We start from the raw sequence: 25842 nt of genomic DNA, 5'->3' as shown, positions 1-25842 counted from the left end.
AGATGATACGTTGATATGCAGATTTCAAATGTGCAGATGTGCAAATGAAAACTCCATCAATTCTGAAAACTCTGATTCAGACAAAATCATCTGCACATCTAAAACGGCGTCGCCCTCAACGGAGTTAATCTGCACACTTGCACATCAATATATTATCTATCAACACATCGTTTTTTATCAACAACTAATCGTTAATCTCGTGTTAATTTCGTACTTTTGAAGGTTGTTGTACTAAATAAATATGAGCGAAGAAAATCAGGACAAATCCAATTATTCAGCAGATAATATACAGGTATTAGAGGGTTTAGAGGCGGTTCGTAAGCGTCCGTCCATGTACATTGGTGATACAGGCGTTAAAGGTTTGCACCATTTAGTATATGAGGTAGTTGATAACTCTATTGACGAAGCCCTGGCCGGTCACTGCGACACCATAAAGGTTTTTATATTAAAGGATAACTCGATAAGGGTTGAAGATAATGGCCGCGGTATCCCAACCGCAATGCACACCAAGGAGAAAAAATCGGCGCTGGAGGTAGTAATGACTGTGCTGCACGCTGGTGGTAAATTTGATAAGGATACTTACAAGGTATCTGGTGGATTGCACGGTGTGGGGGTTAGTTGCGTTAACGCGCTGTCAATTCATTTAACGGCGCTGGTTTACCGCGAAGGTCAAGTCTGGACACAGGAATACTCTGAAGGTAAGCCTTTGTTTGATGTAAAAACAATTGGCGAAACAGATAAAAGGGGTACTACCATTATCTTTAAACCGGATGCTACCATCTTTACGCTTACTACAGAGTATAAATACGATACACTTGCAGGTCGTTTACGTGAGCTTTCCTTTTTAAATAAGGGTATCCGCCTTACGCTAACAGATGAGCGTGAGCCTTTGGAAGATGGTACTTTCCCAACCGAGGAGTTTTACTCAGAAGGTGGTCTACGTGAGTTTGTTAAATTTTTAGACGGGACACGTTCAACCATTATTCCTGATCCTATTTATCTGGATGGGGTAAAAAATGGCATCCCGGTTGAATTGGCCTTTCAGTATAATGATACTTACTCTGAGAATGTTTTCTCGTACGTAAACAACATTAATACGATAGAAGGTGGTACACACGTAGCTGGTTTCCGCAGGGGCTTAACCCGTACATTGAAAGCTTATGCCGATAAATCAGGTCTGTTGAAAAACATGAAGATCGAGATCACCGGTGATGACTTCCGTGAGGGCTTAACCGCTGTAATTTCGGTAAAAGTACAGGAACCTCAGTTTGAGGGTCAAACCAAAACCAAATTGGGTAACAACGAGGTGATGGGTGCCGTGGATATGGCTGTGGGCGAAATTCTGGGTAATTACCTGGAAGAGAATCCGAAAGAAGCCAGACTGATCGTTAATAAAGTGATACTGGCTGCTACGGCCCGTGCCGCTGCCCGCAAGGCCCGTGAACTGGTACAACGCAAGAGCGTAATGACCGGATCTGGTTTGCCGGGCAAATTATCAGATTGTGCCAATAACGACCCTGCACTTTGCGAAATATACCTGGTGGAAGGTGACTCGGCGGGTGGTACCGCCAAACAGGGCCGCGACCGCGAATACCAGGCTATTTTACCATTACGTGGTAAGATCCTGAACGTGGAGAAAGCCATGGAGCACAAGATATACGAGAACGAGGAGATCAAGAACATGTTTACCGGCCTGGGCGTAAGCCGCGGTACACCTGATGATGATAAAGCTTTAAATATAACCAGGCTGCGTTACCACAAGATCATTATCATGACGGATGCCGACGTGGATGGTTCGCACATTACTACGCTGATCCTTACTTTCTTCTTCCGTTATATGAAGGAGCTGGTTGAGGCCGGTTATGTATACATCGCGTCGCCGCCATTATACCAGGTTAAAAAAGGGAAGGAATCAGAATATTGCTGGAACGATGTGCAGCGCGATGCCGCTATACAACGCTTGAAAGGTGGAGGTAAAGAGGATAGCGTACACGTACAGCGTTACAAAGGTTTGGGTGAGATGAATGATATCCAACTTTGGGATACCACCATGAACCCTGCAACCCGTACGCTGAAACGCGCCACCATTGAAAACGCCGCCGAGTGCGATCATACTTTCAGCATGCTGATGGGTGATGAGGTAGCGCCACGTCGCGAGTTTATTGAGCGCAATGCCAAATACGCCAAGATAGATACATAGGCCCCCCGGCCCCCTAAAGGGGGAGAGCGATAGCCAAATCTTATAAAATACCAGCAGCCCTGTACTGAAAAGTATGGGGCTGCTGATGTTTTAAAGAGGTTTTAAAAGGGCCGAAAATGGCGCTTATTTTGATTGATTTATTGTAAATCAGTATATTAATACTTTTTAAAGTTTCAAAAACTGCTCAAAATCATGTTAAAATTTGTTAAAAAGTGTTAAAATGAAGGTTTTTCGAGCAGTTTTTGAGTGATTTTTATCCAATTCTGAGCAGAAAAGTGTTAAAATAAAAGGTTTAAAAAGTTTTAGGTCAGGATTGATGTTACCGTTTTTTGAGTTTCAACACCTGCTTGCCATAATCAATCACTGCTTTATATTTCATCAATATATCGCCGCCCAAAACACCTAATACCTGCGGGTGCCCCATTTGGCTGTAAGCTATGTTGATGGTAGAAAGATCAAGCACTGCAACCTCAAAATCAGCGATCTTCATATCGCCTATCAACATCCCGCTGATGATTGCTGTGAAAGATTCCATAGTGTTGGTCCCCAATCCGGTAGAGAGCCTGTCGCTGGCTAATACCGCCATAGCTTCATTGGCCTCGAAAAGTGCTGTGCGGTCAAATGCTGTTTTGGAAGCACCTGTATCCAGTACCACTGTAAAGGCTTTTCCAAACAAGATAACTTCGAGCAGCGGGTGAAAACCGTCGTCATGCAGGTCAATGATCTGTAGGGGGATAGATGTCATTTTTTAATTAGTGAATTATTGAGTTAGTGAATTAGCGAGTGATGAGTTAATAAATGTTCTTAGTAATGATGAGTGTAAAAATCTATATTTTAAATAATAATTTATTCAGTAATTCACTAACTCAATAATTCACTAATTAAATTAAAACGGGTAACCGATGGCCAGGTTAAATACGGCATAGCGCGAATTAAAACCCCAGCGTTGTCCTTCTGGTAAGTATGGCGTACGGAGCGGGTAGCCCATATCGGTACGAAGCACCAATACGGATAAGTCAAAGCGCAAACCAAAACCGGCATCAACAGCCAGGTTATTTACAAAGTTTTTACCAAAAGCAGCTCCTGGTCTGCCGCCGGTATGCAACAGCCAGATATTACCTGCATCAACAAACAGCGCACCGCGTACTATACTGAATAGTTTTGGGCGATACTCGACATTCGCTTCAATTTTTATATCGCCCGATTCATCAGCAAGGAAGCCATTTGTCCCCCCTTCAATCCTTGGGTCATATGATCCCGGACCTAATGAACGTGCCTGGAAACCACGTAAACTGTTTGGGCCGCCTATAAAAAATTGCTGGCTGTAGGGTAATTGGGTAGAGTTACCGTAAGGTAAACCAATACCCACAATTAAACGGCTGGCAAACGTACTGTTGGGGCCGGTTTTATGGAAATACCTGATCTCGTTTTCAAGCTTCACAAACTGGTTAAATACGGCCCCGAAAATTTGCTTTACTTTACCGTTCAAGGTATCAGCTCCGGCAATAATGCCATACAAATTGTTCGACAGGCTTATTTTACCGTTGTAATAGAAAGTATTGGTCCGGTAATCTTCGGTGGTATTGGTAAAGGTGTAGCTGTAACTCGGACCAAAAATAAACTGCTTGTCAATAACGTGTTTTAGAGCCGGATTTGGTGAGTTCTTTATACTATCTATATAAAGCTGCGATATGCTTTGTGGATTAACAAAATTAAAATTGAAAATATTTAACTCATGCGAACGGTGAACCGACTCTTTCCATTGGTAGCCAAATGAGGCATTAAAGGAATTGAGCCTGTATAGTTTTTGACGGTCGACCAACGTGTATCCCAGGGTAAAATTGGTATGAGGGATATAGGCATTATCGGCTTTGGGATATATCGGACTAATAAAACGTGGCCATGACAGGGTTGTTTGTATACCCGCCTGATACACGTTAAAGCCGCTGTTGTCGCCGCCAAGCTGCACATCAGTGCTACCAAACAGGGTTACTTTTAAAGCTTCGCCGCCTTTGAAGGCATTCCGGTTAAGCCAGTTGATGTTTATCTGCGTACCGGTATAATTGGCTGATGTGGTACGGCCGAGTAATTCCAACTGTAAGGATTTCTTTTTATAAGGGGTTAAAAAGTAGTACACATCCAATTTAGATGAATCAGTTACATCCTCAAACCTGTTTTTTACAAACTTATATGGCCCCAGGTTTACAAAACGGTTCAGGGAATTATTATGATCGGTACGGTTATATACTTCGCCAGGGTGCAGTAAAACAGTATTTGCAAAAATATAGCTGTTCACTGTTTTTCTTTTCTCAACAATATTGTACCAGCGGTATTTTTGTGCTTTATCCAGGTTTAGGGAAGTATCGCGCAGGGAGTAGCTTGGGTATACGTAAATATTATTAATGGTATAAATTTCTTGTGCCCTCTCTGAAATATCGCGTTTAATTGCCACAAAAATATCAACCTGGTGACCTGCTATGGTACTATCAACCCGCATGATCAGGTTTTCTGGGGCAAAGAAATAAAAGCCTTCTTCTTTTAGTTTGGCATCAATGCGGATGCGTTCATTTTTAATAACATCCAGATTATAGTTATTCCCCGGCTTTAAAAGAGTTTGTGCAGCCGTCCCGGTTACAGCTGTATCAATACTTTCCGTACCGGTCGGGAAGATCACTTTTCGTATTTTATAGGCAGGCCCTGGTTGGGCGGTATATACAGCTTTAGCTGTTTTTTTCTTGCCAATGGTATCGCCAATAACCTGGGCTTGGAAATAGCCCTCATTCTGTAACCTGTTTTGTAATATGTTGCTATTATTTTCCAGGTTAACAGCACTTGCTAAAACAGGGGGTTCGCCAAATTTGGTATTGAGCCAGTGAGCCAGGCCCTTGGTTTTTTTTGTGCGGGTTTTGTTATATATCCATAATTTAACCCTTAAACCCAAGATAGCGCCATTGGGTTTAGGGCGCAGCAGGGGTTGCAACTCCTCGCTTAGCGCTTTGGCATCACTTTTTTTGATATCCTTATCCTGAATTTTTACTTCGCCGCCGGTATACAATTTCTGGCCAGAAGCCAGGTACTTGGTATTGCTACAGGCATTCAGCAAAACAGTTAGTATGAGTATATATCTAAAGTGTTTGATCATAAGCTTAATTTGAGGTGGGTGTTTGTTGTTTCTTCTCCTGCTCTTTTTGTTCCTCAGCTTTTGCCGCGTCATTGGCTTTATTAGTGGCGTCGTCCTGCGCTTTTTTCTTGTCTTTTTCCTGCTGCAGGTATTTGCGGCGCATTTCGCGTTCCTGTTGTGTGCGCTTGCGGAATATTTCCTTGAAGCGATTATAATCAACCGTAAGTGTGAACCCTAAACCGGTTTCAATGATCTGACCCTGGAACACAATAAACTCATCGCGACGATAAGCACGCAGCGTATAGCGCCCATCCTTACTCAGCTTGTAATTCGCGGATACGTCGCCCGCTATATTGGCTGCCTTTTGGCCTTGCTGATTTCCTTCCAGGTTAAAGTTATTACCCACGGTTACGGTAAGCCTGTCGTTCAGGAAACGCTTGGACAAGCCAACGTTCAAATCCGTTCGGTTGGTGGCCGTTCCTGTGGAATAATCTTCGCCTGAAGTTAAACCGAAGTTAAGATCAACCCCTTCAATGAGGTTGCCTGCCAGTTTGTTTAGCTGATCGCTGAGTAGGCCACTTACACTGTTACGTACTAAACCCTCGGCAGAAAAGCCTGCTCCCTGGCTTTGCAGTGGGTTATCTCCTATAAAATGTCCCAGTACCAATACACCCAGTACCTGTTTGTTCATTTCATTAGGATCCTGCCGTACCTGGGCCAAACGCGTATTGACGTTAGTAATTACATCGTTTGATACATTATAGGAGCTATCAGGCAGTACAATATCAAAGCTAATATCAGGAGTAAGTAGTTGGTTTTTAAGGCTCAGATTTACGTTGAAGGGTAGTTTTTGCTTGTATAGACCAGAGTTGCTATCAGTATTTTGATTTTCAACCAGATCAATAGGGGGCACATTGGCCACATAAATAGCTGTCAGGTTGATATTAGCGCTGGTTGGGTCGCCAGTCCAAACAATGGTACTACCTTTTTTAAAGTTGAACTTACGTTTTACCGTAGCATAGGAGAGTTCATAGGAGCCGGAATTTACCTCGTAAGTTCCGGTCAGGTTGATCTTACCACTTGGATCAATGGCTGCATTTAAGCTTGCCTCGCCTTTGAGGTGTACCACATCGCCGTTGCTTTCATCTATTACTATGGTGAAGGCCGCGTTTTTATTTACATTGATAGTTGCTGATACATCCAGTCCTTTTAAGTTTGATTTTTTAAGGGAATCAAGCTGTTTGGCCAGTAGGATGGAATCTAATTTAGGGGCATTCTGATCAATAAATTCCACTACACCTTTCCGGTCTTCTACGCTTGGATCGGTAGTGGGCAGCACTATTGTCATATCTGTTTTTTCGTTTACTGTCAGGTTGGCATCTACAATGGGTTTGTCCATATTTCCCCTTATTTTAACCCGGGTGTCCACGAACAATTTGCCATAATACAATTTGTTATCGGCCTGGGTAGAGTTCATAGCCCTGAAGTTTCGGGCATTGATATCCAGGCCAAAAGCAAAATCGGTATATGTTTTGGTGAGGATGCTGCCGCTGATAACGGCTTTGTTATCGGTAGAATCGACTAAGGTAAAATCATTAAAACGGATGCCCTCATCGTTAAAGGTGATGCTTTCCTGCGGCATGCGGAAGTACGAATTGAGCATGGCTACATTAAAGCCAACCTTGTTAAAGTTAATATCGCCCCGCACAGCCGGTGCGCTGGTAGTACCAGCTATTTTGAGCTGCCCGGTTATATTGCCCGATGAATTACGTAAGCTTCCAAAGCTAAAGCCTTCAATGCTTTTCATGCTGAGGTTTACGATATTCAGGTTCATATCAAACTTGCTTTCGGGGCTGGTATAGTAAGTGCCGTTCAGATCAACCTGGTTACCTTTTCCGGTAATGCTCATGCTGGCTGCATAAGCGTTCTCGGTTTGATTATTTACTTTAACGGCTATATTACCAACCGTATCGCCCTTGAAATTAAAATCCTTAACATCAATGGCTGCAGTAAAAACAGGCGATTTCTGGAAATTACTGATCTCGGCATTACCATTGATTGTTCCTCCAACCAGTAATGAATCTTGCTTGGCTATTTTAGTGAGGGCTTCGATCCGGAAATTGTTGAAGTTAACGGTAATAGGCGCGTTAAACTCCTGCGGGTTACTGTTTACACTAAGTATTTGGTTGGTGTTGGAAATGGTAAAGTTATGCGCCAGTATTCCTTTAGGCCCATATTGCAGGTAATTATCGGGACTAACGGCCCAGGGTAAATAGTCAAGCAGCAGGCCATCCTGTGCAAAACTAAATTGGTATTGGTTGGGCAAAACGCTAAATATCCCGGCAAGGCGGTATCGGTCTTTTTTGGCAGCGTCGCGTACCTCCAGGCTAATGTTAAGTTTGTTGTCCTGTGCCTTGCCTGATATACTGGTATATAATAGGTCTAAAGATGAGCCTACTTTTATTTCATCGGCGGCCAAATTGTAGTTCAACGCGTTGTTGTTGGTGTTAATGTCAAGCTTGACATTGTTAACCGTATTGGTGCCGTAAATAACCTTTGGTATAGAACCTTTAACCACCAATTCGCCCGACTCACTGTTAAAGCTACCATTCAGCGCTACAGGATCAAGCTGTTTCAGATCAGGCGCAAATTGAGTGAGCAACGGTGTTTTTACCAGGCGCGCATCAAACACAAACTGTTGTGGCGAGTACTTTGGCTTAGCCACCGGCAATGATGTCTTTATTTTTTGACTTTTAACTTTTAACTTTTGACTTTTCTCCGCCACCTGCTGCCCACCAGCAATAGCGGTATTGAAATATTTATTGATCACATCCTGCAGGGCATCGGCTATTTGGGTTAGTTTGTACTTCCCGGCCATGTGCGCTGTCATAATAGGGGTTTTTAAACGCAGGGTGCTGCTATCGGCATTAGCGGTGGATTTAAGGCTTACCGTATCCAGTTGTATACGCTGCCCTTTATTTACCACCAATAGATCGGTTGCCAGTATGTCGGCGTTCAGATAATCGGGATCGGCGGTAGGTACGTTGGCCACCATTTTGCCATGAAAACGCATATCATCCTTTACAAAATTCAGTTTTTGGAGATTAATGCTATCAACCAGTAAGGTTCCGTTAACCGATGGGTATTTGCGGTTTAAATAAGCTTTGGCATCCAGGCTAAAATTAATGTTAGGATCTTTCATGCGGGCAACGGCGGTATAATTACCATTTTCAGAACTGCCTTTCAGTACCAGGTTTTGGTAAGTATAACCCTTTACATAGGCTTTGACCAGGTTACCATTAAACTGTATGCTGGCTTTTTTAGGATCGAGGCTTACACCTTTTAGGTTGGCATCCATCGTTATTTTGCCAACCATTTGTGGTCGTTTGGTTAAAGCGCCAACATTCAGATCATTGGCCTTGATTTTGGCCGTATAAATTTCCTTGCCTTTATGTTCACCATTTTTCATGGCCGCAACCAGGTCAACCGCGCCATAACTGGAGCGTAGGGCCATTTTAGTATCAAAGTTGGTCATGCCGCCTTTAAATGTACCTTTCAGGTTCATTTTTTCGGGTATGCTTACATTAGGGGGGATACTGCCTGCCGGTGCTAATTTGGCGATATCTGTGCTGCTGGTCGTAAAATCGACTATGTTAACATCAAAATAGGCCTTATTCACATCGGGCAGGCCCTTCATTTTGGCTGAGGCCTTAATATGGGTAATGCCTAATCCGCTTATTTCCAGGCTGGGGATATCCAGATTATTCACCTGGCCTTTAACCTTGCCGTTTATTTTGAAAACTGTACCCGGCGAACTTTTAAAAGGTTCCATAGTAGCCATCGTCGGCATCAGCAGCAACACATCTTTTAAACCTAAACGGCTGCCATCTAAATTAGCGTTGATGCCCAGCGCACCGATGTTTTTGGTAATAGCATCAATGGATGGATAACGCACTTGAACCGATTTTTGAAGAACCGTTTGCGGCGTTTCCAACAAAAGGTCATTCATATAGGCGTTGGTTGGCCCGTAAAAGAATGCGGTGTGGAACTTATTGATCTTTAGTCCGCTTTTTTCACTAAAAGAAAATGAATTGATCTTGCCTGAAATGGTATCCGGGTTATAGGAGATATTCTCGGCGCCGGCGTTGAGGTTTCGGATATCCATGTGCCCAAAATCAAGCCCTTTGGGTATGGCCTTTTGCGCCTCGTTATCAAACTTGATATTATCATTGCTGAAATTTACTTTACCCAAAGTAACCGCCCATTTTGATGTTTGTGGCGATGATACCAGGGTGTCCAACTTTTTAACTGCTTTTACAATAGCTTTCTGTACAGTTTTGGGTTTAGCCAGGCTTAATGCTGCTTTGGTATCATTCAGCTCAATACTTTTAATGCCTACCTTTTGTTTTTTAAGGTCGATCTTATCCATATCAACCAAAAGCTTGTTCAGATCCACATTGGCGGTCATTTCGCTGCTCTGGTAGTCTACCTTTATTTTTGATATATCAATAACACCCAAATTCAGATCCATATTCAGCGGTGTGGTGGCGGTATCAACCGGAGGAGGGCCGGTTGGTGTTTGGATGATACGCGCGTTAACACCTGATAGCGTAATCTTAGGTATGGTAAATTTCATTTTATCCATATCAAAGTCTTTGATCCGGGTATCAAAATGCCCAAGCAGGAATTTAACATCGTTACCCGTGATCTTATCTTTATACTTGATATTGATGCGGTCAAGAATGATCTTATCCAGCGAGAACTTCATGGTCGAGGTGGTGTCTTCGGGTTTTACCTCCTTTTTTTGCTCGCCTACAAAAGCCTTGATAATATAATCGAAGTTAAAAACACTATCGGCCCCACGGCTTACATTGGTGGTGATGCCCTGCAGATTGATCTCATTGATCTCCACCTTATTATCAAGTAATTTAAAAAGGCTGATATCTACCTTTAATTTTTCGCCGGCAATCAGGGTGTCTTTTTTCTGGTCTTCAAAATAAACATTCTCTAACACCAGTAGTTTAGGCAGGCCCAGGCTGATGTGCCCTATTTGTACTTTAGTATGGATTTTCCCCTGCAGAAAATTCACCGCTTTATCCTTGGCGAAATTCTGCACGGCAGGAACCTGTATCAGAACAACTACAAGCAGCACCAGGAAAAGGATACTTGCAATTATCCAGAGTATGGTTTTTAGGGCTATTCGTCCAATTTTTTTCAACTGTATAAATTTTTCAAGGGCGATGATTGTTCAATGTTAAAACTCAAACAGCATACTATAAATGGCTATTTGATTAATCCGGTTTAAGTTACAGCTTCATCAGCATAATAACCAAGTACCTCAACCCATAGATAAAAAAATTATTAGGGCTTAGTTTTTCAACACATGATGCGGCAAAGTTGTTTTATTGATAACTTTGTATTTCTACAGGATTTTGCTGAAAAGGATTCACTATGCCAGATTTTTCTCATTTACACGTACATACCCAGTTCTCATTACTTGACGGTGCCGCCGATATAGGAAAACTATATAAAAAGGCTGCAGCTGATGGTATGAAAGCATTAGCCATAACCGATCATGGTAACATGTTTGGTGTGTTTAAGTTTGTGGCCGAAGCCGGCAAGCATAACGTAAAACCTATAGTGGGCTGCGAGTTTTATGTGGTTGAAGACAGGCATAAAAAGCAATTCACCAAGGAGAAAAAAGACGTACGCCGCCATCAGCTGATGCTGGCTAAAAACCCTGAAGGTTACAAAAACCTGGTAAAGCTATGCTCCTTAGGCTATATGGAAGGCTTGTACAGCAAATGGCCGCGTATTGATAAGGAGTTGATATTAAAATACCATAAAGGCCTCATCGCTACCACCTGTTGTATTGGTGCATCGGTTCCCCAGGCTATATTACGGGAAACACCTGAAAAGGCTGAAGAGGAATTCAGATGGTGGCTTGACCTTTTTGGCGAAGATTTTTATATCGAACTGCAACGCCACGAAATTCCGGAGCAAACCACTATTAATAATGTGTTGCTTACCTATGCTAAAAAGTATAATGTAAAGGTGATATGCTCCAATGATTCACACTATGTGGATCAGCAGGATTCCAACGCGCATGATATTTTGCTTTGTGTAAACACCGGGGATATGCAAAGCACACCCATAGCTACCGATGAAGAAGGTGGCCGTGGTTACCGTTTCGGTTTTCCGAATGACCAGTTTTATTTTAAAACGCAGGCAGAAATGGGCAAGCTGTTCTCTGATGTCCCTGAATCATTGGATAATACCAATGAGATTGTTGATAAGGTAGAGGTATTAAAACTAAAGCGCGATATCCTGCTTCCCAATTTCGTTATCCCGGAGGAGTTTAAGATCCACAACACGCCGGATGCCGATACGCTTAACCAATGGGAATATTTAAAACATTTAACATTTACAGGCGCTAAAGAGCGCTATATAGATATTTCGCCCGAAACTGAAGAACGGATCAACTTTGAATTGTTCACGATACGTACCATGGGTTTTGCCGGTTACTTTTTAATTGTAGCCGACTTTATAAGGCATGGTCGTGATATCGGGGTATTTATAGGCCCGGGCCGTGGTTCGGCCGCGGGATCGGTGGTGGCTTACTGTACGGGGATCACCAATATCGATCCGATGAAGTATAATCTCCTGTTCGAGAGGTTCCTGAACCCGGATCGTAAGTCGATGCCCGATATTGATACCGACTTTGATGATGCCGGTCGCCAAAAGGTGATCGACTATGTGGTGGAGAAATATGGCAAGAACCAGGTAGCACAAATCATTACCTATGGTTCTATGGCTGCCCGTACCAGTATACAGGACGTGGGCCGGGTATTGGATATGCCGCTGGCCGAAATGAACGCCATTAAGAAGCTGGTACCCGATACTTTAGGGATAACCCTTAAAGAGGCTATTGAACAGGTACCCGAATTAAAGGAAATTGTGAAGGGAAACGACCTGCGCGGACAAGTATTGCGTGAGGCCGAGAAACTGGAAGGTTCTGTTCGTAATACAGGTGTACACGCGGCGGGTATCATTATCGCCCCTTATGACTTGACCGATATTGTGCCGGTTGCCGTTGCTAAAGACTCCGATCTGTTGGTTACCCAGTATGATGGTCGTGTAATTGAAGATGCCGGCGTTATCAAGATGGACTTTTTGGGCTTGAAAACCCTAACCATTCTGAAGGATGCTTTGAGGTTGATCAAACAAAATCATGGTGTGCACATTGATATTGATTACATAGCGCTTGATGATCAAAAAACTTATGAGCTTTATCAGCGCGGCGATACTAACGGAACGTTCCAGTTTGAAAGTGATGGTATGCAAATGTACCTCCGCGATCTGAAACCCGATAAGTTTGAGGATCTGATTGCCATGAACGCCCTGTATCGCCCGGGCCCGATAGAGTACATACCCAACTTTATTAAACGTAAACACGGGCAGGAACCTATTGTATTTGACCTCCCGGATATGGAGGAGTACCTGGGTGAAACCTATGGTATCACCGTATACCAGGAACAGGTGATGCTCCTATCGCAGAAGTTAGCGGGCTTTAGTAAAGGCGATGCCGACGTTTTGCGTAAAGCGATGGGTAAAAAGCAAATTGAGGTGTTGAATAAAATGGAAGCCCAGTTTATGGATGGGGCCACAGCCAAAGGACACCCCAAAGATAAACTAACTAAAATATGGAACGACTGGAAGGCCTTTGCACAATACGCTTTCAATAAATCGCACTCAACGTGTTACGCTTTTGTGGCGTATCAAACCGCTTTTCTGAAAGCTCATTATCCATCTGAATACATGGCCGCGGTTTTAAATAACCAGAATAACATGGAAAAGATCACCTTTTTCATGGAAGAATGCCGCAGGATGGGGGTGGAAGTTTTAGGTCCGGATATCAATGAGTCGGACATGTCATTCGCGGTAAATAAAAAGGCGCAGGTACGTTTTGGCTTGACCGGGGTAAAAGGTGTAGGTGATAAGGCCGTTGAAAGTATTATTGAAGAACGTGATGCTAATGGCCCGTATGTTTCTTTATATGATTTCGCCCGCCGTTCCAATACCCGCAGTGTTAATCGTAAATCATATGAGAACCTGGTTTACGGCGGTGCCTTTGACGAGTTTGGCACAAAAAGGGCACAGTTTTTTGCCAAGACTGAGCTGGGTGTATTAACCGGTGTGGAACGCCTGATCAAATATGCCAATGATTATCAGAATGTACAAAGTAGTTCGCAATCATCATTATTTGGCGGTTCGGTAGCTTCTTATGTACCTGAGCCTGCCATGCCCGATGTGGAAGAATGGCCGCTGATAGAGAAACTGAAATATGAAAAAACGGTGATCGGTATCTACTTAACCGGGCACCCGCTTGATAATTATAAGGTAGAATTGGATAGGTTCTGTAACAGTACCATCAGCGACCTTAAACTGATGCAAAAAGCCCGCTCGGGTGAGGGTGGTGATGATATCATGGGCGCATTTAACGAACTCCGCAAACGCGGGGAGATCAGAATAGGCGGATTGGTATCAAACGTGCAGCATAAAATGACCAAGACGGGTAAGCCATTTGGCACTTTTGTGCTGGAAGATTACAATGAATCATACGAGTTTGCCATGTTTGGCGAAGACTATGTGAAATTCCGTAACCTGATGATGGATGGTTATTTCCTGCATATTAAAGGTAACATCGAAGAAAAATTCAGGCAAAAGGATAACTGGGATCTGCGTATACAGGTGATGAGCCTGTTGTCAGAAATGCGCGATAAAATGACCAAATCATTAACCGTATGCCTGGATGTACATAGCCTGAACACCAAACTGCTTGATGATATTCAGCAAGCCATCATGGTAAACAACGAAAAATACCCTGTGCAAAACTGTAAACTACGCTTTTTGATCAAAGATAGGGAAGAAGCTCTACAGGTGGAACTCGCCTCCAAATTATTCAAAGTAAACCCCAGCGACGACCTGATGGCTGATATTTTTAATTTAACCAATATACAACCAGTGTTGAATTAAGGGATTATTTGTCTGAGTTACGACTAAAGGGTCTGTGAATTTTTTCATCGGCTCTTAGCCCGTGGTCGGTGTTATCACCGTACCACTATTATTATGCAGTACTTTATAAACGGAGAGGCGCGTTGGGTGGTACGGTGATAACACCGACCACAGGCTAAATATACAGCCGGTGTTGAATTAAGGGATTATTTGTCTGAGTTACGACTAAAGGGTCTGTGAATTTTTTCATCAGCTCTTAAATAGTATTGCCTTTTGTTTGAAACGGTATATTAAGTAGCTTATGATACCGATAACGGGTGATGCCACAAGTTGAATAAAAATACTTGCCATAGCAACGACAACCGGCCCAGTTCCACATCTTAATCCTGATGGTGTAATGTAAGGAGGAATAACGACCGTTAAACTAACTGATAAAATTATCCCCAAAAAAAATGTCAGGGCCATGATGGCTCCTATAGGTAAAGCGATGTGCCCTTTAACCCTTAAAGTTGAAAGTATGATCTGAGCAATGGGAGCCGCTATTATTATTAATAAAACCAACATTGTGCTGAATTGAGGATTGATACCATTAATACAAGTAATACTTAAAAGTAACCTATAGCCAAATTTTGTAGTATGGGGACACTTTTTATATTATTTGATTTTTATAATTTTTGACTTTATTATTCAAATGGTCAAAAATAAAAAAAAAGAGCTGTTCAATCACGTAGAATACCTTGCATTTATGGTTTACACTGTAAACCGTTATTGAGAAAGAAAATTAATTTAATTATCTGATTTTCAAATAAATAAAATAATGTAAACCATGAAAAGTGTAAACCATGTAAACCCACTTTTTTAGACTTTTTCCGAAATGTTTTCAAAACTTTACTAGTGGCCAGGCATGGTGGATGTTTAAATTTATATTAATATAATTGTCACATTGTCAGGTCACAGTTGTGGCAAGCTATTTGAATAGTATATATTTGTAATACAAAAATTTAAAAAATAGAAATCATGGCTTTAGAAATAACTGATGCGAACTTTGAGGAACTTGTGCTGAAATCAGACAAACCCGTACTTATTGACTTTTGGGCAGAATGGTGTGGTCCTTGTAGAATGGTAGGTCCGGTTGTTGAAGACATCGCAAAAGAATACGAAGGCAAAGCTGTTGTTGGTAAAGTTGATGTTGACAACAATCCTGGAATATCAGTGAAATATGGAATCCGTAATATCCCTGCTTTATTATTCTTTAAAAACGGTGAAATTGTGGACAAACAAATTGGTGCTGTTCCAAAATCAGTATTAACCGATAAATTAGCTAAGCAATTAGCTTAATCAACAAGGCAAAATTAAGTTTGCAAAATAGCTTAATCCACCATATTTAAATTACTTTAAAAAGCGTTACCTTATTTGGTGACGCTTTTTTTATACCCTATATTAGCCCTATGTCCCGGTTAAATGATGATCAGCAAATAAGGCAACTGGCCAACCTGGAGCTACTGGCCCGCCAGGTAGTAGAAGGGTTTATAACCGGTTTGCACCAAAGCCCCTTCCACGGATTTTCTGTAGAGTTTGCAGAGCACCGCTTGTACAATAATGGTGAATCGGTAAAAAATATCGACTGGAAGTTACTGGCCCGAACTGAAAAACTATTTGTAAAGCAGTTTGAGGAAGAAACCAACCTGCGCTGTTATTTATTGCTGGACACCTCATCGTCCATGAATTTCCCCGAAAAGGGATTGAATAAACTACAGTTTTCTGTTTATGCCACCGCCTCATTAATGTATCTGTTTAAAAAGCAGCGCGATGCTTTTGGCTTATGCCTCTTTTCGGATAAGATCGATTGGCTGAGTGCAGCGAAATCAACCAGCACACATTTATTTCATTTGTATGCCGAGCTCGAAAAAATGTATAACAGTCCGCGGGTAAATACGGTAACCAATATAACCGATGTACTGCATCATATTGCCCAGGAGATCCACCAGCGCTCGATGGTGATCATTTTTAGCGATATGCTGGAAAATAACCTCGATACTGAAAAGTTACAGTCGCTATTTGCTGCGATACAGCATTTAAAGTTCAATAAGCACGAAGTGGTTATATTTAATGTGCACGATAAGCAAAAAGAACTCGATTTTAATTTTGATAATAGGCCGCACCATTTTATCGATATGGAAAGCGGGGCCGAGATAAAAGTACATCCAGGTAAAATACGCGATGCTTATAAAAAATCTTTAGCGGCATACCGGCATGAACTGGAGCTCAAATGCGCGCAATATCATATTGATTTGATTGATGCCGATATACAGGAAGGTTACCAGAACATACTGAAAACTTACCTGGTAAAGCGGAATAAGATGATATAAAAAAAGGCTATTCTTAAATAAAAATAGCCCTCTTAATAGGGGTAACACTTACTAAAACTCCTCAAAGTAATAAAGTTTGAATGAAGATTTAGTGAAGTTAAGCCGCGTGATCAAATATCAGCTTTACGGCGGTTCCCTCATTTTTTACAGAGCTTATTTTAACCTTAATATTATGAAAGGCGGTGATACTTTTCACTATAGCCAGGCCTAAACCATAACTTTCTTTTTCGTCGGTATCAAATTTCTCAAAACGGTTAAAGGCGTTATCTATTTGCTTTTGCTCCATGCCCGCGCCGGTGTCGGTAATGGTAATGGCGTAAATATCATCCGTAAGGTCATCACTAATAGTAATGCTGCCTTTAGGGTTGTTGTACTTGATGGAGTTGTTGATGATGTTGAACAGCAAGGTATGCATTAAGGGGCGGTTACCTTGTATAGAAAAAATGTATTTGAGGTGATTGGTAAACGTGAGGTGTTTCTCCTCTATACGATCTTCCAATTCTTCGTGTATTTCTTTAATAACCCCAGCTATCATCACCATATCTCCTTTGTTAAACTGGTTGTTTTCTACCTTTGATATGAGCAATAAGCTGTTGATGATAGATTTTAGACGGTTGAGCGTTTTTAGCGAAGCATGCATCTTATTTTCACTGCCTTCACTTAAATCCTCATGCAGCAATATATTTTCAAGTCTTGAGCTGATGATGGATATCGGTGTAAGCAATTCATGCGATACATTGGCGATGAATTGTTTTTCCAGTATAAAAAGGTTTGATATCTTTTTCATCAACGAACTTATACTGTCATCCAGCAGCTCAAAATCCTGCGTGGTGGTTTTAATTTTTTCGTAGTCAAAGTTCATGGGATCATTCACTTTGATCAGCTTGCGGTCAATGATCTTATAAAAAGGGGCAAGCAAAAATTTGGTGAATACCAGGTCGCTGATAAGCGTAAGTGCCAGAGCGATAAACAATACCAATAAAGTAAACTTTTTGATGATCGACTTTAGCTCTTCAACAGATTCAATCGTTTCGCCTATTTGAAGCAGGTAAGTGTGCCCGTTAAAATTAAAATTATGAGATAGGATACGATAGGTTTGAAAGTTCTTATCCAGATTACGGGCCTCTGTTGTGAATTTTACTCCTTTTGATACATTTGGGTCATACTTAGCGGGCGTAATGTTGATGAATTCCTCATTGAGTATATTGTTATCGGTGTAAACCTGTTGAGTGCTTAAAGAGTGATTGATTTCGCGGGATTCAAGGCTCCTTAAAGTCTCCTCTTTTTTATTCTCTAAACGTACCTCAATATGGTTATAAGATATTTTTTCAATGGATAACAGGATAAGCAGGCCGGTAAATAAAATGATGGCCACTTTGGTTAGTGTATTATACAAAGCCAGCTTTACCTGAAGTTTCATCCTTGGATAATTATTGAATTAGTGAATTTGCAACGTTTGAATTATTAGATTGTTGTTTTCATCTGTACATTTGAAATGCTTTATCTGCATATCTATCAAATATTAATGCGGTAACCAATACTCCTTACGGTTTCAAACCAATCAATAGGTATATATTGAGATAGTTTTTTACGGAGGTTTTTAACATGCACATCCACAAAGTTGGAGTCGGAATTGATCTCCAGTACATCACCCCAAACATGCTCGGTTAAGTTGGTGCGGGATATTACCCGGTTTTTATTCAATACCAGGTAATTAAATATTTCAAACTCTTTTTTTGTCAGATTAATACGCTCATCATTATACATTACCGTACGGTTCTGGATATTAACGCGCAGCCCTTTGATATTAATATCATTACTTTCCAAACGGTGTTTTCGGCGTGTTATGGCGTGCATACGTGCCAAAAGCTCGCTTAATGAAAAGGGTTTAGCCAGATAATCGTCGGCACCTTGTTCCAGGCCCATTACACGGTCATCAACAGCTCCGCGCGCGGTGAGTATAATAACGGCATCCTCGCGTTTTTCAAGGCCTTTTAGCATCTTTAACAGGCCAAAGCCGTCACCGTCAGGCAAACCAAGGTCAAGCAATATAAAGTCATAGTTGTTTACAAATATCTTTTCCTCTGCCGATTTTTTGGTACGCGCGTGTTCAACCGTAAAACCTTCATGACTTAAAAACTCATCTACTTCAAGGGCCAGGCCCTTTTCGTCTTCAACAATTAATACATTCATACGCCTGCAATTTACAAAAGATATAAGAATCAAGTGCCAAGATACAAGAGTCGGGATAAAAACCGTTACACTAAAATATACTTCACATGATGCAGCATATAAAAAGTATCTTGGCACTTGATTCTTTATATAAATTACCCAAATCAATTTGTCGTTAATGCTGTTAAAGAATAAATACTACCTTCTATATGAGACTTTCCATCGAACGCAAACCCATAAGAGTTAATCCTGATCCCAAACGCGTTATAGCAAGATTCTTTTTTAATGGGAACGACCGTGCTAAAGAAGTGATAGAACGCGTAATGGACATCAGCGAAGAAGAAGCCTTTGGCATCATTTCGCCATTGTTGCAGGAGTATTCCAAACGGCACCGTAACATTACCCGGGTATTAAACCGCCATTGCAGTAAGCTAAAGCCATTATTTAACGAGTTGAATATTGATTTTGACACGCTTACGGTTTACCGTAAACTACTGATAGGCTCCTATTTTACGCATGAATATTCCATTGAGTCAGCGGCGTTCTTTAACCCGTCAATTGTAGAGGATCCTGATCAAACCGAGTTGGAGGATGGTCAGAAACGGGTGATCATCAGCTTCAGGGCAGTGGGTGAGGGACATATCTCCTCTATCACTTTCAGAAGGGCATTGATCGATAAACAGAATAACATTACCATTCAACCCTCAGGTAGCTATATTGATGAGGCCGAAATTGTAAGGAACGCGGTTTATAATAAAAAACTGTTCTTTGAAAAGGCGGCCATTACCCAGATCAGCATTGATGTGATCAGTGAGCTGGAATCAAAGCTCGATCATCATTTTGAATATGCCAACCTGCGCCGTATCATTCTCGATTCGCAGAAGCTGCAGGAAAGCGATATGAAGCGGCTGGAGTACGATAAGGTTCTCTGGCTGGCCGATTCTTACTATGAGATCGTATTTTCGCTGGATACCGATATATCCGACAGGGTCATATTCCCGATATCTGAGTATGAACGCAAGGGTATCGAAGATGCCCGTTTTGTAAAGTTTTTCAATGAAGATGGCAGCTACGTATACTATGCCACCTATACGGCCTATGATGGTTCGCTGATTATGCCCAAGTTGCTGCAAACCACTGATTTTTACAATTTTAAAATAATGCCGCTTTACGGAGCAGGTGCCCAAAATAAGAACCTGGCCCTTTTTCCCCGTAAGGTGAATGGCAAGTTTGCGATGATATCGCGTATTGATGGCTGCAATAACTATATCATGTATTCCGACAAGATCAACATCTGGGAAAAACCAGTGTTGCTCCAACAGCCTAAATTTACCTGGGAGTTCATCCAGATCGGTAATTGCGGATCGCCGATTGAAACCGAGGAAGGCTGGATCATGATCACCCATGGTGTAGGTCCTATGCGGCGTTATGTGCTTGGTGCGAGCCTTTTAAAGCTGGACGACCCCACCATTGAAATTGGACGTCTGAAAGAGCCCCTGCTGATCCCTAACAGCGACGAGCGCGAAGGATATGTACCCAATGTGCTGTACTCTTGCGGAGCCATTGTGCATAACGACAAGCTCATTATTCCATATGGCGTGTCGGACTCATCAACCGCCTTTGCCGAAGTTTGCCTGGACGAACTTTTGAAAAAATTAAAAGAAGACGCGGCGGAGCATAAAGCAAAAACCAGGAAACACAAAGCTTAACCAAAAAACTTTTTAAACCTCTTATTTTAACACTTTTCGGGCCGAAATTGGATGAAAATCACTCAAAAACTGCTCGAAAAACCCTCATTTTAACACTTTTTAACAAATTTTAACACGGTTTTGAGCAGTTTTTGAAACTTTAAAAAGTATTAAGTAGTTGATTGTCAAATAACTAAGTGTAAAATGGTTGGTTTTAGAGCTGTTTTTCCCTTAACCAAACAGCCCGATTTTTCCTTTTTGATCAGAAAAACCGGGCTGTTGATGTATTGTAAATATACTAAATTATCGGCAGATTTTCTCCAATTAGTTTTTCAAATGTGAGTTCTAAATGGTCATTTTCTGGTTCCATTAATAAACCAATAAAATGAGTGGGTGGTGTATTGCTGTGTCCAATTTCTACACTCTGTATTTTAGCCGCGATAAGGTCATTACCATATTTAATGCACACGGAATTACCGGCTGAAATAGTTCCGGAAATAATTTGACCGGTAAGCACCATACCCCTTCCTGTAATGCGGAACTTATCTTCCAGCTTAAATTCGGCAACTTTGGGCAAATTGTTTTTCAGCATTAATGTTCGAGATCTATTTCATATTTAAATTTTCAGCACTCAGCTTTTCGTGCAGCAAAAGCAATATTTCACTTTTTGCTTCCTCAGATTTAGAAACGTCAATACTCCAGAAGAATGCTTTCATATCAAAACCATCCTCGTTCACCTTTGTAAATAATATCTGCGGATCACGACTGTGATAAACGTATTTTGAAGCGAGGATCGCTTTTTTGATAGCCGAAGAAACCACTTCCATGTCCGTGCTCCCACTTACAGACAATTCCATCTCCAACCTCCGTTGACTGTTGGTGAGTGTCCAGTTCACTATTTTTTGGGAAAGTACGTCGCCATTTGGAATAATTACTTCGGCGCCTTCCTGTGTTAATATAGTGCTTGACCGTAATCCTATTTCTCTTACTTTTCCTGTTTGTCCGCCTATTTCAACCACGTCGCCTATTTGCAGTGGCCTGTCAAATATCAGTACAATACCAGATACAAAGTTGTTTACAATATTCTGTAAACCCAAACCAATACCAACGCCAAGCGCGCCAATTACAATGGTTATCTTATCAACCGGTACACCCGAGGCAGCCACCGCCAGTAAGTACCCCAGGCAAAGCAAAATAAGTTTGGTAACCAGGAGTCTTGACCGTTGCCCCTTATCATTGATGTCCTCCTCCGTATTGGTATCGCCTAAAAAATAACCTACATATCGTTGCAGCAAATGCGCCACCCAAATAATAAAAAAGAAGAGTAGTATACCCCCTAAAGTAAAGGTGGCATTGCCTATGCTACGGCGGAGTTGCAGAAAATCAGTCAAACCACCTAATACCGACGTATAGATGTTCAGGTTAGTGGTAAATACGATGAGCCATAAAATAACCACCAGGAAAAGAATAAGCCGGCGGAAGCTCTTGAGTACATGTTCGTATTCAAAATCGCCTTCATAGCCCAGTTTAACACGGCTGGCCACTATCTGCAGCAATATTGCTTCAACACATATCTGGCTAAATACAGCGAGCCCTATTGCCTGCATAAAAGAAAATATAGCCGTATTACCTAATATTTGCGCCAGGGAAACACGCCCCCATATGTTGAAGATAATTGCCAACACATTCATTACATTATGCAGGATGATCACAAACCGTAAAAAACCTTTCATATGCAGGTGTTGCCTCATTTTTGAAAGGAAGAGCAAACCAAAAATGAAGGAGAATACGTTGAGGAGTATCAGCATGAAACGCTGCCAAAATCCGGGATCGGACAGATGGTGCGTAAACGAGAAACAGAGGTAAAGCACTACCATCACTATCCAATACCGGAATAATTCGCGCGGCCATTTTTTCCAGCAGATTACCGTAAGAATGATCATCAGAAAAAACTGCATTGACTCAATGTAGGTGGATGGCGCATACAGATCAAACAATGGTGCAATGGTAAACATAACCACAAATGCCGAAACAATATATCCGGAAGGCAAATAGGTGAATCCCATTTTACTGATGCTTTCCATAGCTTTCTTTTGCTTCAGCACGCGGATGTTACGATAGATCCATACAAAGAACAACACACCAATGAGCAGCAGGAATAACCGCTTATTGCCGGTATCTTTGAAATAATAATTCAATGCTTTCTTTTCGCCCTGGTAAGCTTTACCAAACGACGAACGGGTATGTGCCGTGGTTGTATCCGTGTCCTTCTCCCACAAATAATTATATTCTTTGCCAAAAATGCGGGTTGCAGAAGTGGTAAGCAGGGTGTTCACTTTTTCCAGTAGTTGTACTGTAGTGATCATACTGGCCGAGGTATGTGTTTGCAAGCGGTTTATAATAGCCGCGCTTTTCTTTAGCTTTCCTGTACTACCGAGCCATACTCCCCGCAGATCCTTTAACTGTGCCGCGTATTGTTTACGAATTACAGAATCTCGTATCAGCTGCCGTAGTACCGTATCCTTCATTAATGCCTTCATGCCGCCTTTAAGAGCGGTTAATTCATTGTCGGTATTATCCAGTATTACTCTGTGTTCCTTAAGATCGGTTTGAATGTTCTGTAGCAGGGTCCTGAATACCTGCAGGTTCCGCAGGTTTAGCGCCGCGCTGTTATTCAATACATTATCTTTTAAGACGAACAATATGGAATCAGCATCTTTTAGTTTTGTTCTGATAGTACTGATCTGCAATCCCAATTCACTTTTGTTCTCAATATTATTGAGAATCATGTACGTATTTTCAATGTGTTGCTGGTAATCGCTGCTGCTCAGCTTGCCGGAGTCTGCAAACAGGGACGACGCCCGGTTTCGTCCGGGCAGGTCCTTCGATTTTTTCACCGAATCGGGCTGGGTCTTTTTTTGTTTAAGATTATGAGCTTCCTGGGCAATTACAGTAAGGCTGGATAACAATAATAAGTAAGATAAAATCAGGTAACGAAGGTTCCTCATAAAGGCGCTTTTTACGTATTTAACAATGAAAATTAAACAATGAAAGGAAGTCATTTATTATATGTCGCAAATTATTTACAAAATTTGTGATATATGTATGTTGGATGAACTTATCTTCCAACATAAATTCGGCAACTTTGGGCAAATCGTTTTTTAGCATTGATGTTCAGTATCTATATACTAAGATAATAGCTAAAAGATATTTTTCCATTGCCTGTGAGAGCATAGACGATGGGGTTAGCACAATATTCATCATTATAAAAAGCCTTAACTTTACCTTCACCAATTGATAAAACATATGGGTAGCAAAGAACGCGTAGAACGTTTAAAAGCAGAGGTCCATCAGCTTATTCTTGATGCTGCAATGGATATCGTCAAAAATGAAGGATGCGAGGCCGTAAGCATCAGGAAAATTGCCGACACTATTGAATACAGCCCCACTATTGTATATTCCTATTTTTTGAATAAGGAAGCGGTTTTGATCGAGCTATCGAAACGGGGTTTTACCATGCTGATCAATTGCATAAAACAGGGATTGGTATCAGTGACCGATCCGAAAGAAAGGATGGAGGCCATGCTGGTGGCATTTGTACATTTTGCCAACAAAGAAAATGAGCTTTACCAGTTAATGTATATGGTGGGTTCCGGTGTTGAGGATGTGGGAAAAGCATTCCCGGCGCTGTCGACATTTATCAACCTGTTCCGGCAAGAAATGCAGCCCCTGGTAAAAGAAAATATATTGACAGAAGAAGCCTTTCGGTGTAATTACCTCATCTGTATGTCTTTTGTGCATGGTCTCGTCTCGCTAAATCGCTATTATAAAAATATAGACCCGGCTATGAACAATATGGTATTAAAGAAAGCCATTGGAGGAATTATCAGCACAATTGAGGTTTCATAAACTACTTCCGCGGGTTTTCAACCACAAGTGTTCGGAAGAATGAATTTCTATAAAAAATGTCATTTCGATAGAGCAAGAAGTGGGGACGAGCGTTGTGCGAAAGAGAAATCTTCTGCTGCATACAAAGCCCCAATTGCAAATCGCAGAAGATTTTTCGCTATCGCTCAAGAGATAGTTTCTCCTCGTTCCTCGTTCGAAATGACACACTTTTTATTTCTTCCTAACACTTATGGTTTCCAACTCGTGGTGTACATGGTTTCAGCTTTCAGCTGAACGGAAGCCGAGTTATGGGGCTAATATCCGTTGATACAAACCTAAATAATCAGCTACCATTTTATCCTTCGAAAACCTGGAGGCAGCCCAGGTATGGCAAGCCACCCGGTCAATCGAATTGATCTGGTTAACGGCCTCTGAGGCTTCATCAACGGTATCCACCAAAAAACCGGTCTCCGTATCCCGAATCAACTCCGGCATTGATCCGCGGTTAAATGCGATCACCGGGGTACCGCAGAGCATGGCCTCGGCTACGCTCATGCCAAAGGGTTCATTAAAGCTGATGGGGTGCAGCAGGGCATAAGCATTCCCTAAAAGTTGCTTCCGCTTTTCTGGTCCGGCATGGCCTATGTATGCTATTTCTTCGGATAAAAAAGGCTCTACCTTTTCACGGTAATAGTTTTCATCCTGAATAATACCTGCTATTAGTAGTTTACGCCTACTTTTTTGAGCAATGGCAATAGCTTCGGCTGTGCCTTTATCCGGGTGGATGCGGCCAAAGTACAGCAGGTATTCATCGGGCTTTTCGTAAAACTCAAAATCGGCGGTATCCAGGCCATTATAAACTGTGGCCAGGTATTCCAGCTCCGGACTGCGGTCGGCATTGCTGATACTCACGTAATGACCCCTGTGGTTGTATTTTTTATACACCGGGATAATGCGGGGCGATGAAAAGCCGTGTATAGTGGTGATCATAGGTGTATTGATCAGGCCCGAATAGGTAAGGGGCAAAAAATCAAAATTATTATGGATGATATCAAATTGCCCGGCCTGCTCCATCAAATTGCTGATATGCAGGCACTCCAATACTTTGGCATCCTGACCGCGGTCTTCTTCATAACCCGTGGCGCAAATCGATTCCAGCTTGCCCGCGGTTATAGAATCGCCGGTAGCAAAAAGAGTAACCTCCATACCCAGTTTTACCAGGCCTTCGGCAATGTTTGATGCTATTTGCTCCCAGGGCCCATAATGCCTGGGCGGTGTACGCCAGGCAACAGGCGCTAATACGGCGACCTTCATTTCTTAATTAGTGAATTTTGCAGATGTGCAGATTTCAAATGTGCAGATGTGCAAATGATAATTTAGAACTAATAT

General features: G+C 41.8%; 14 protein-coding genes. 6 read left to right on the top strand and 8 right to left on the bottom strand.

The window, feature by feature from the left end:
• The first annotated feature begins 241 nt into the window (after positions 1 to 241).
• Entirely contained in the window at positions 242 to 2200 is a 1959-nt protein-coding gene (gene gyrB / locus AC57BQ_RS17075; RefSeq protein ID WP_496407434.1) for a DNA topoisomerase (ATP-hydrolyzing) subunit B, read from the top strand.
• A 319-nt stretch (positions 2201 to 2519) separates the two neighbouring features.
• Here gyrB and AC57BQ_RS17070 read toward each other — a convergent pair whose 3' ends face one another.
• From AC57BQ_RS17070 to AC57BQ_RS17060, 3 genes are all read right to left on the bottom strand, one after another.
• Complete coding sequence (locus AC57BQ_RS17070) at positions 2520 to 2945, bottom strand: aspartyl protease family protein (RefSeq protein WP_496407433.1); 426 nt, start codon at positions 2943 to 2945, stop codon at positions 2520 to 2522.
• Positions 2946 to 3086: 141 nt separating this feature from the next.
• The gene (gene tamL / locus AC57BQ_RS17065) at positions 3087 to 5342 is read right to left on the bottom strand and encodes a translocation and assembly module lipoprotein TamL (RefSeq protein ID WP_496407432.1); all 2256 of its coding nucleotides are present in this window, start codon (positions 5340 to 5342) and stop codon (positions 3087 to 3089) included.
• 4 nt (positions 5343 to 5346) lie between these two features.
• A complete protein-coding gene (locus tag AC57BQ_RS17060) occupies positions 5347 to 10539 on the bottom strand; it encodes a translocation/assembly module TamB domain-containing protein (RefSeq protein ID WP_496407431.1) in 5193 nt (1730 codons plus the stop codon).
• Positions 10540 to 10772: 233 nt separating this feature from the next.
• On the opposite strand from AC57BQ_RS17060, the gene dnaE reads away from it, so the two are divergent.
• The 3 genes from dnaE to AC57BQ_RS17045 all read left to right on the top strand — a co-directional run bounded on the left by dnaE (position 10773) and on the right by AC57BQ_RS17045 (position 16705).
• Positions 10773 to 14357 (top strand): DNA polymerase III subunit alpha, encoded by a 3585-nt coding sequence (dnaE, locus tag AC57BQ_RS17055; RefSeq protein WP_496407430.1) that lies wholly within the window; start codon positions 10773 to 10775, stop codon positions 14355 to 14357.
• 996 nt (positions 14358 to 15353) lie between these two features.
• Positions 15354 to 15674 (top strand): thioredoxin, encoded by a 321-nt coding sequence (gene trxA, locus AC57BQ_RS17050; protein ID WP_090467536.1) that lies wholly within the window; start codon positions 15354 to 15356, stop codon positions 15672 to 15674.
• A gap of 110 nt (positions 15675 to 15784) precedes the next feature.
• Positions 15785 to 16705, top strand: a complete 921-nt coding sequence (locus AC57BQ_RS17045; protein WP_090467742.1) for a DUF58 domain-containing protein — start codon at positions 15785 to 15787, stop codon at positions 16703 to 16705.
• Positions 16706 to 16802: 97 nt separating this feature from the next.
• Here AC57BQ_RS17045 and AC57BQ_RS17040 read toward each other — a convergent pair whose 3' ends face one another.
• Both AC57BQ_RS17040 and AC57BQ_RS17035 read right to left on the bottom strand, forming a co-directional pair.
• The gene (locus AC57BQ_RS17040; protein WP_496407429.1) at positions 16803 to 18125 is read right to left on the bottom strand and encodes a sensor histidine kinase; all 1323 of its coding nucleotides are present in this window, start codon (positions 18123 to 18125) and stop codon (positions 16803 to 16805) included.
• Positions 18126 to 18220: 95 nt separating this feature from the next.
• Positions 18221 to 18898: a response regulator transcription factor gene (locus AC57BQ_RS17035; RefSeq protein WP_090467532.1), complete on the bottom strand. Its 678-nt coding sequence runs from the start codon at positions 18896 to 18898 to the stop codon at positions 18221 to 18223.
• A gap of 188 nt (positions 18899 to 19086) precedes the next feature.
• Here AC57BQ_RS17035 and AC57BQ_RS17030 point away from each other — a divergent pair, with 188 nt between their 5' ends.
• Entirely contained in the window at positions 19087 to 20586 is a 1500-nt protein-coding gene (locus AC57BQ_RS17030; RefSeq protein ID WP_496407428.1) for a glycoside hydrolase family 130 protein, read from the top strand.
• Positions 20587 to 20863: 277 nt separating this feature from the next.
• Here the strand turns inward: AC57BQ_RS17030 and AC57BQ_RS17025 are convergent, their stop codons facing one another.
• On the bottom strand, positions 20864 to 21157 hold the full coding sequence (locus tag AC57BQ_RS17025) for a hypothetical protein (RefSeq protein ID WP_496407427.1): 294 nt from the start codon (positions 21155 to 21157) through the stop codon (positions 20864 to 20866).
• Positions 21158 to 21170: 13 nt separating this feature from the next.
• Positions 21171 to 23573, bottom strand: coding sequence for a mechanosensitive ion channel family protein (locus AC57BQ_RS17020; protein ID WP_496407426.1), 2403 nt, complete (start codon positions 23571 to 23573; stop codon positions 21171 to 21173).
• A gap of 298 nt (positions 23574 to 23871) precedes the next feature.
• Here AC57BQ_RS17020 and AC57BQ_RS17015 point away from each other — a divergent pair, with 298 nt between their 5' ends.
• Entirely contained in the window at positions 23872 to 24474 is a 603-nt protein-coding gene (locus tag AC57BQ_RS17015; RefSeq protein WP_496407425.1) for a TetR/AcrR family transcriptional regulator, read from the top strand.
• A 285-nt stretch (positions 24475 to 24759) separates the two neighbouring features.
• Here the strand turns inward: AC57BQ_RS17015 and AC57BQ_RS17010 are convergent, their stop codons facing one another.
• Positions 24760 to 25767 carry a glycosyltransferase family 4 protein gene (locus AC57BQ_RS17010; protein WP_496407424.1) on the bottom strand — a complete coding sequence of 336 codons (1008 nt, stop codon included), beginning with the start codon at positions 25765 to 25767 and terminating at the stop codon, positions 24760 to 24762.
• Positions 25768 to 25842 lie beyond the last annotated feature (75 nt).

The organism is Mucilaginibacter sp. BGA-UO-ETr-C110, assembly GCF_059567985.1.
The sequence above is the reverse complement of the archived record's forward strand: the minus strand, read 5'-3'. Positions and strand labels throughout refer to the sequence as shown.

Coding starts and splice junctions, on each gene's coding strand:
- gyrB (WP_496407434.1), top strand. CDS start 242: ATGAGCGAAGAAAATCAGGACAAATCCAATTATTCAGCAGATAATATA.
- AC57BQ_RS17070 (WP_496407433.1), bottom strand. CDS start 2,945: ATGACATCTATCCCCCTACAGATCATTGACCTGCATGACGACGGTTTT.
- tamL (WP_496407432.1), bottom strand. CDS start 5,342: ATGATCAAACACTTTAGATATATACTCATACTAACTGTTTTGCTGAAT.
- dnaE (WP_496407430.1), top strand. CDS start 10,773: ATGCCAGATTTTTCTCATTTACACGTACATACCCAGTTCTCATTACTT.
- trxA (WP_090467536.1), top strand. CDS start 15,354: ATGGCTTTAGAAATAACTGATGCGAACTTTGAGGAACTTGTGCTGAAA.
- AC57BQ_RS17045 (WP_090467742.1), top strand. CDS start 15,785: ATGTCCCGGTTAAATGATGATCAGCAAATAAGGCAACTGGCCAACCTG.
- AC57BQ_RS17040 (WP_496407429.1), bottom strand. CDS start 18,125: ATGAAACTTCAGGTAAAGCTGGCTTTGTATAATACACTAACCAAAGTG.
- AC57BQ_RS17035 (WP_090467532.1), bottom strand. CDS start 18,898: ATGAATGTATTAATTGTTGAAGACGAAAAGGGCCTGGCCCTTGAAGTA.
- AC57BQ_RS17030 (WP_496407428.1), top strand. CDS start 19,087: ATGAGACTTTCCATCGAACGCAAACCCATAAGAGTTAATCCTGATCCC.
- AC57BQ_RS17025 (WP_496407427.1), bottom strand. CDS start 21,157: ATGCTGAAAAACAATTTGCCCAAAGTTGCCGAATTTAAGCTGGAAGAT.
- AC57BQ_RS17020 (WP_496407426.1), bottom strand. CDS start 23,573: ATGAGGAACCTTCGTTACCTGATTTTATCTTACTTATTATTGTTATCC.
- AC57BQ_RS17015 (WP_496407425.1), top strand. CDS start 23,872: ATGGGTAGCAAAGAACGCGTAGAACGTTTAAAAGCAGAGGTCCATCAG.
- AC57BQ_RS17010 (WP_496407424.1), bottom strand. CDS start 25,767: ATGAAGGTCGCCGTATTAGCGCCTGTTGCCTGGCGTACACCGCCCAGG.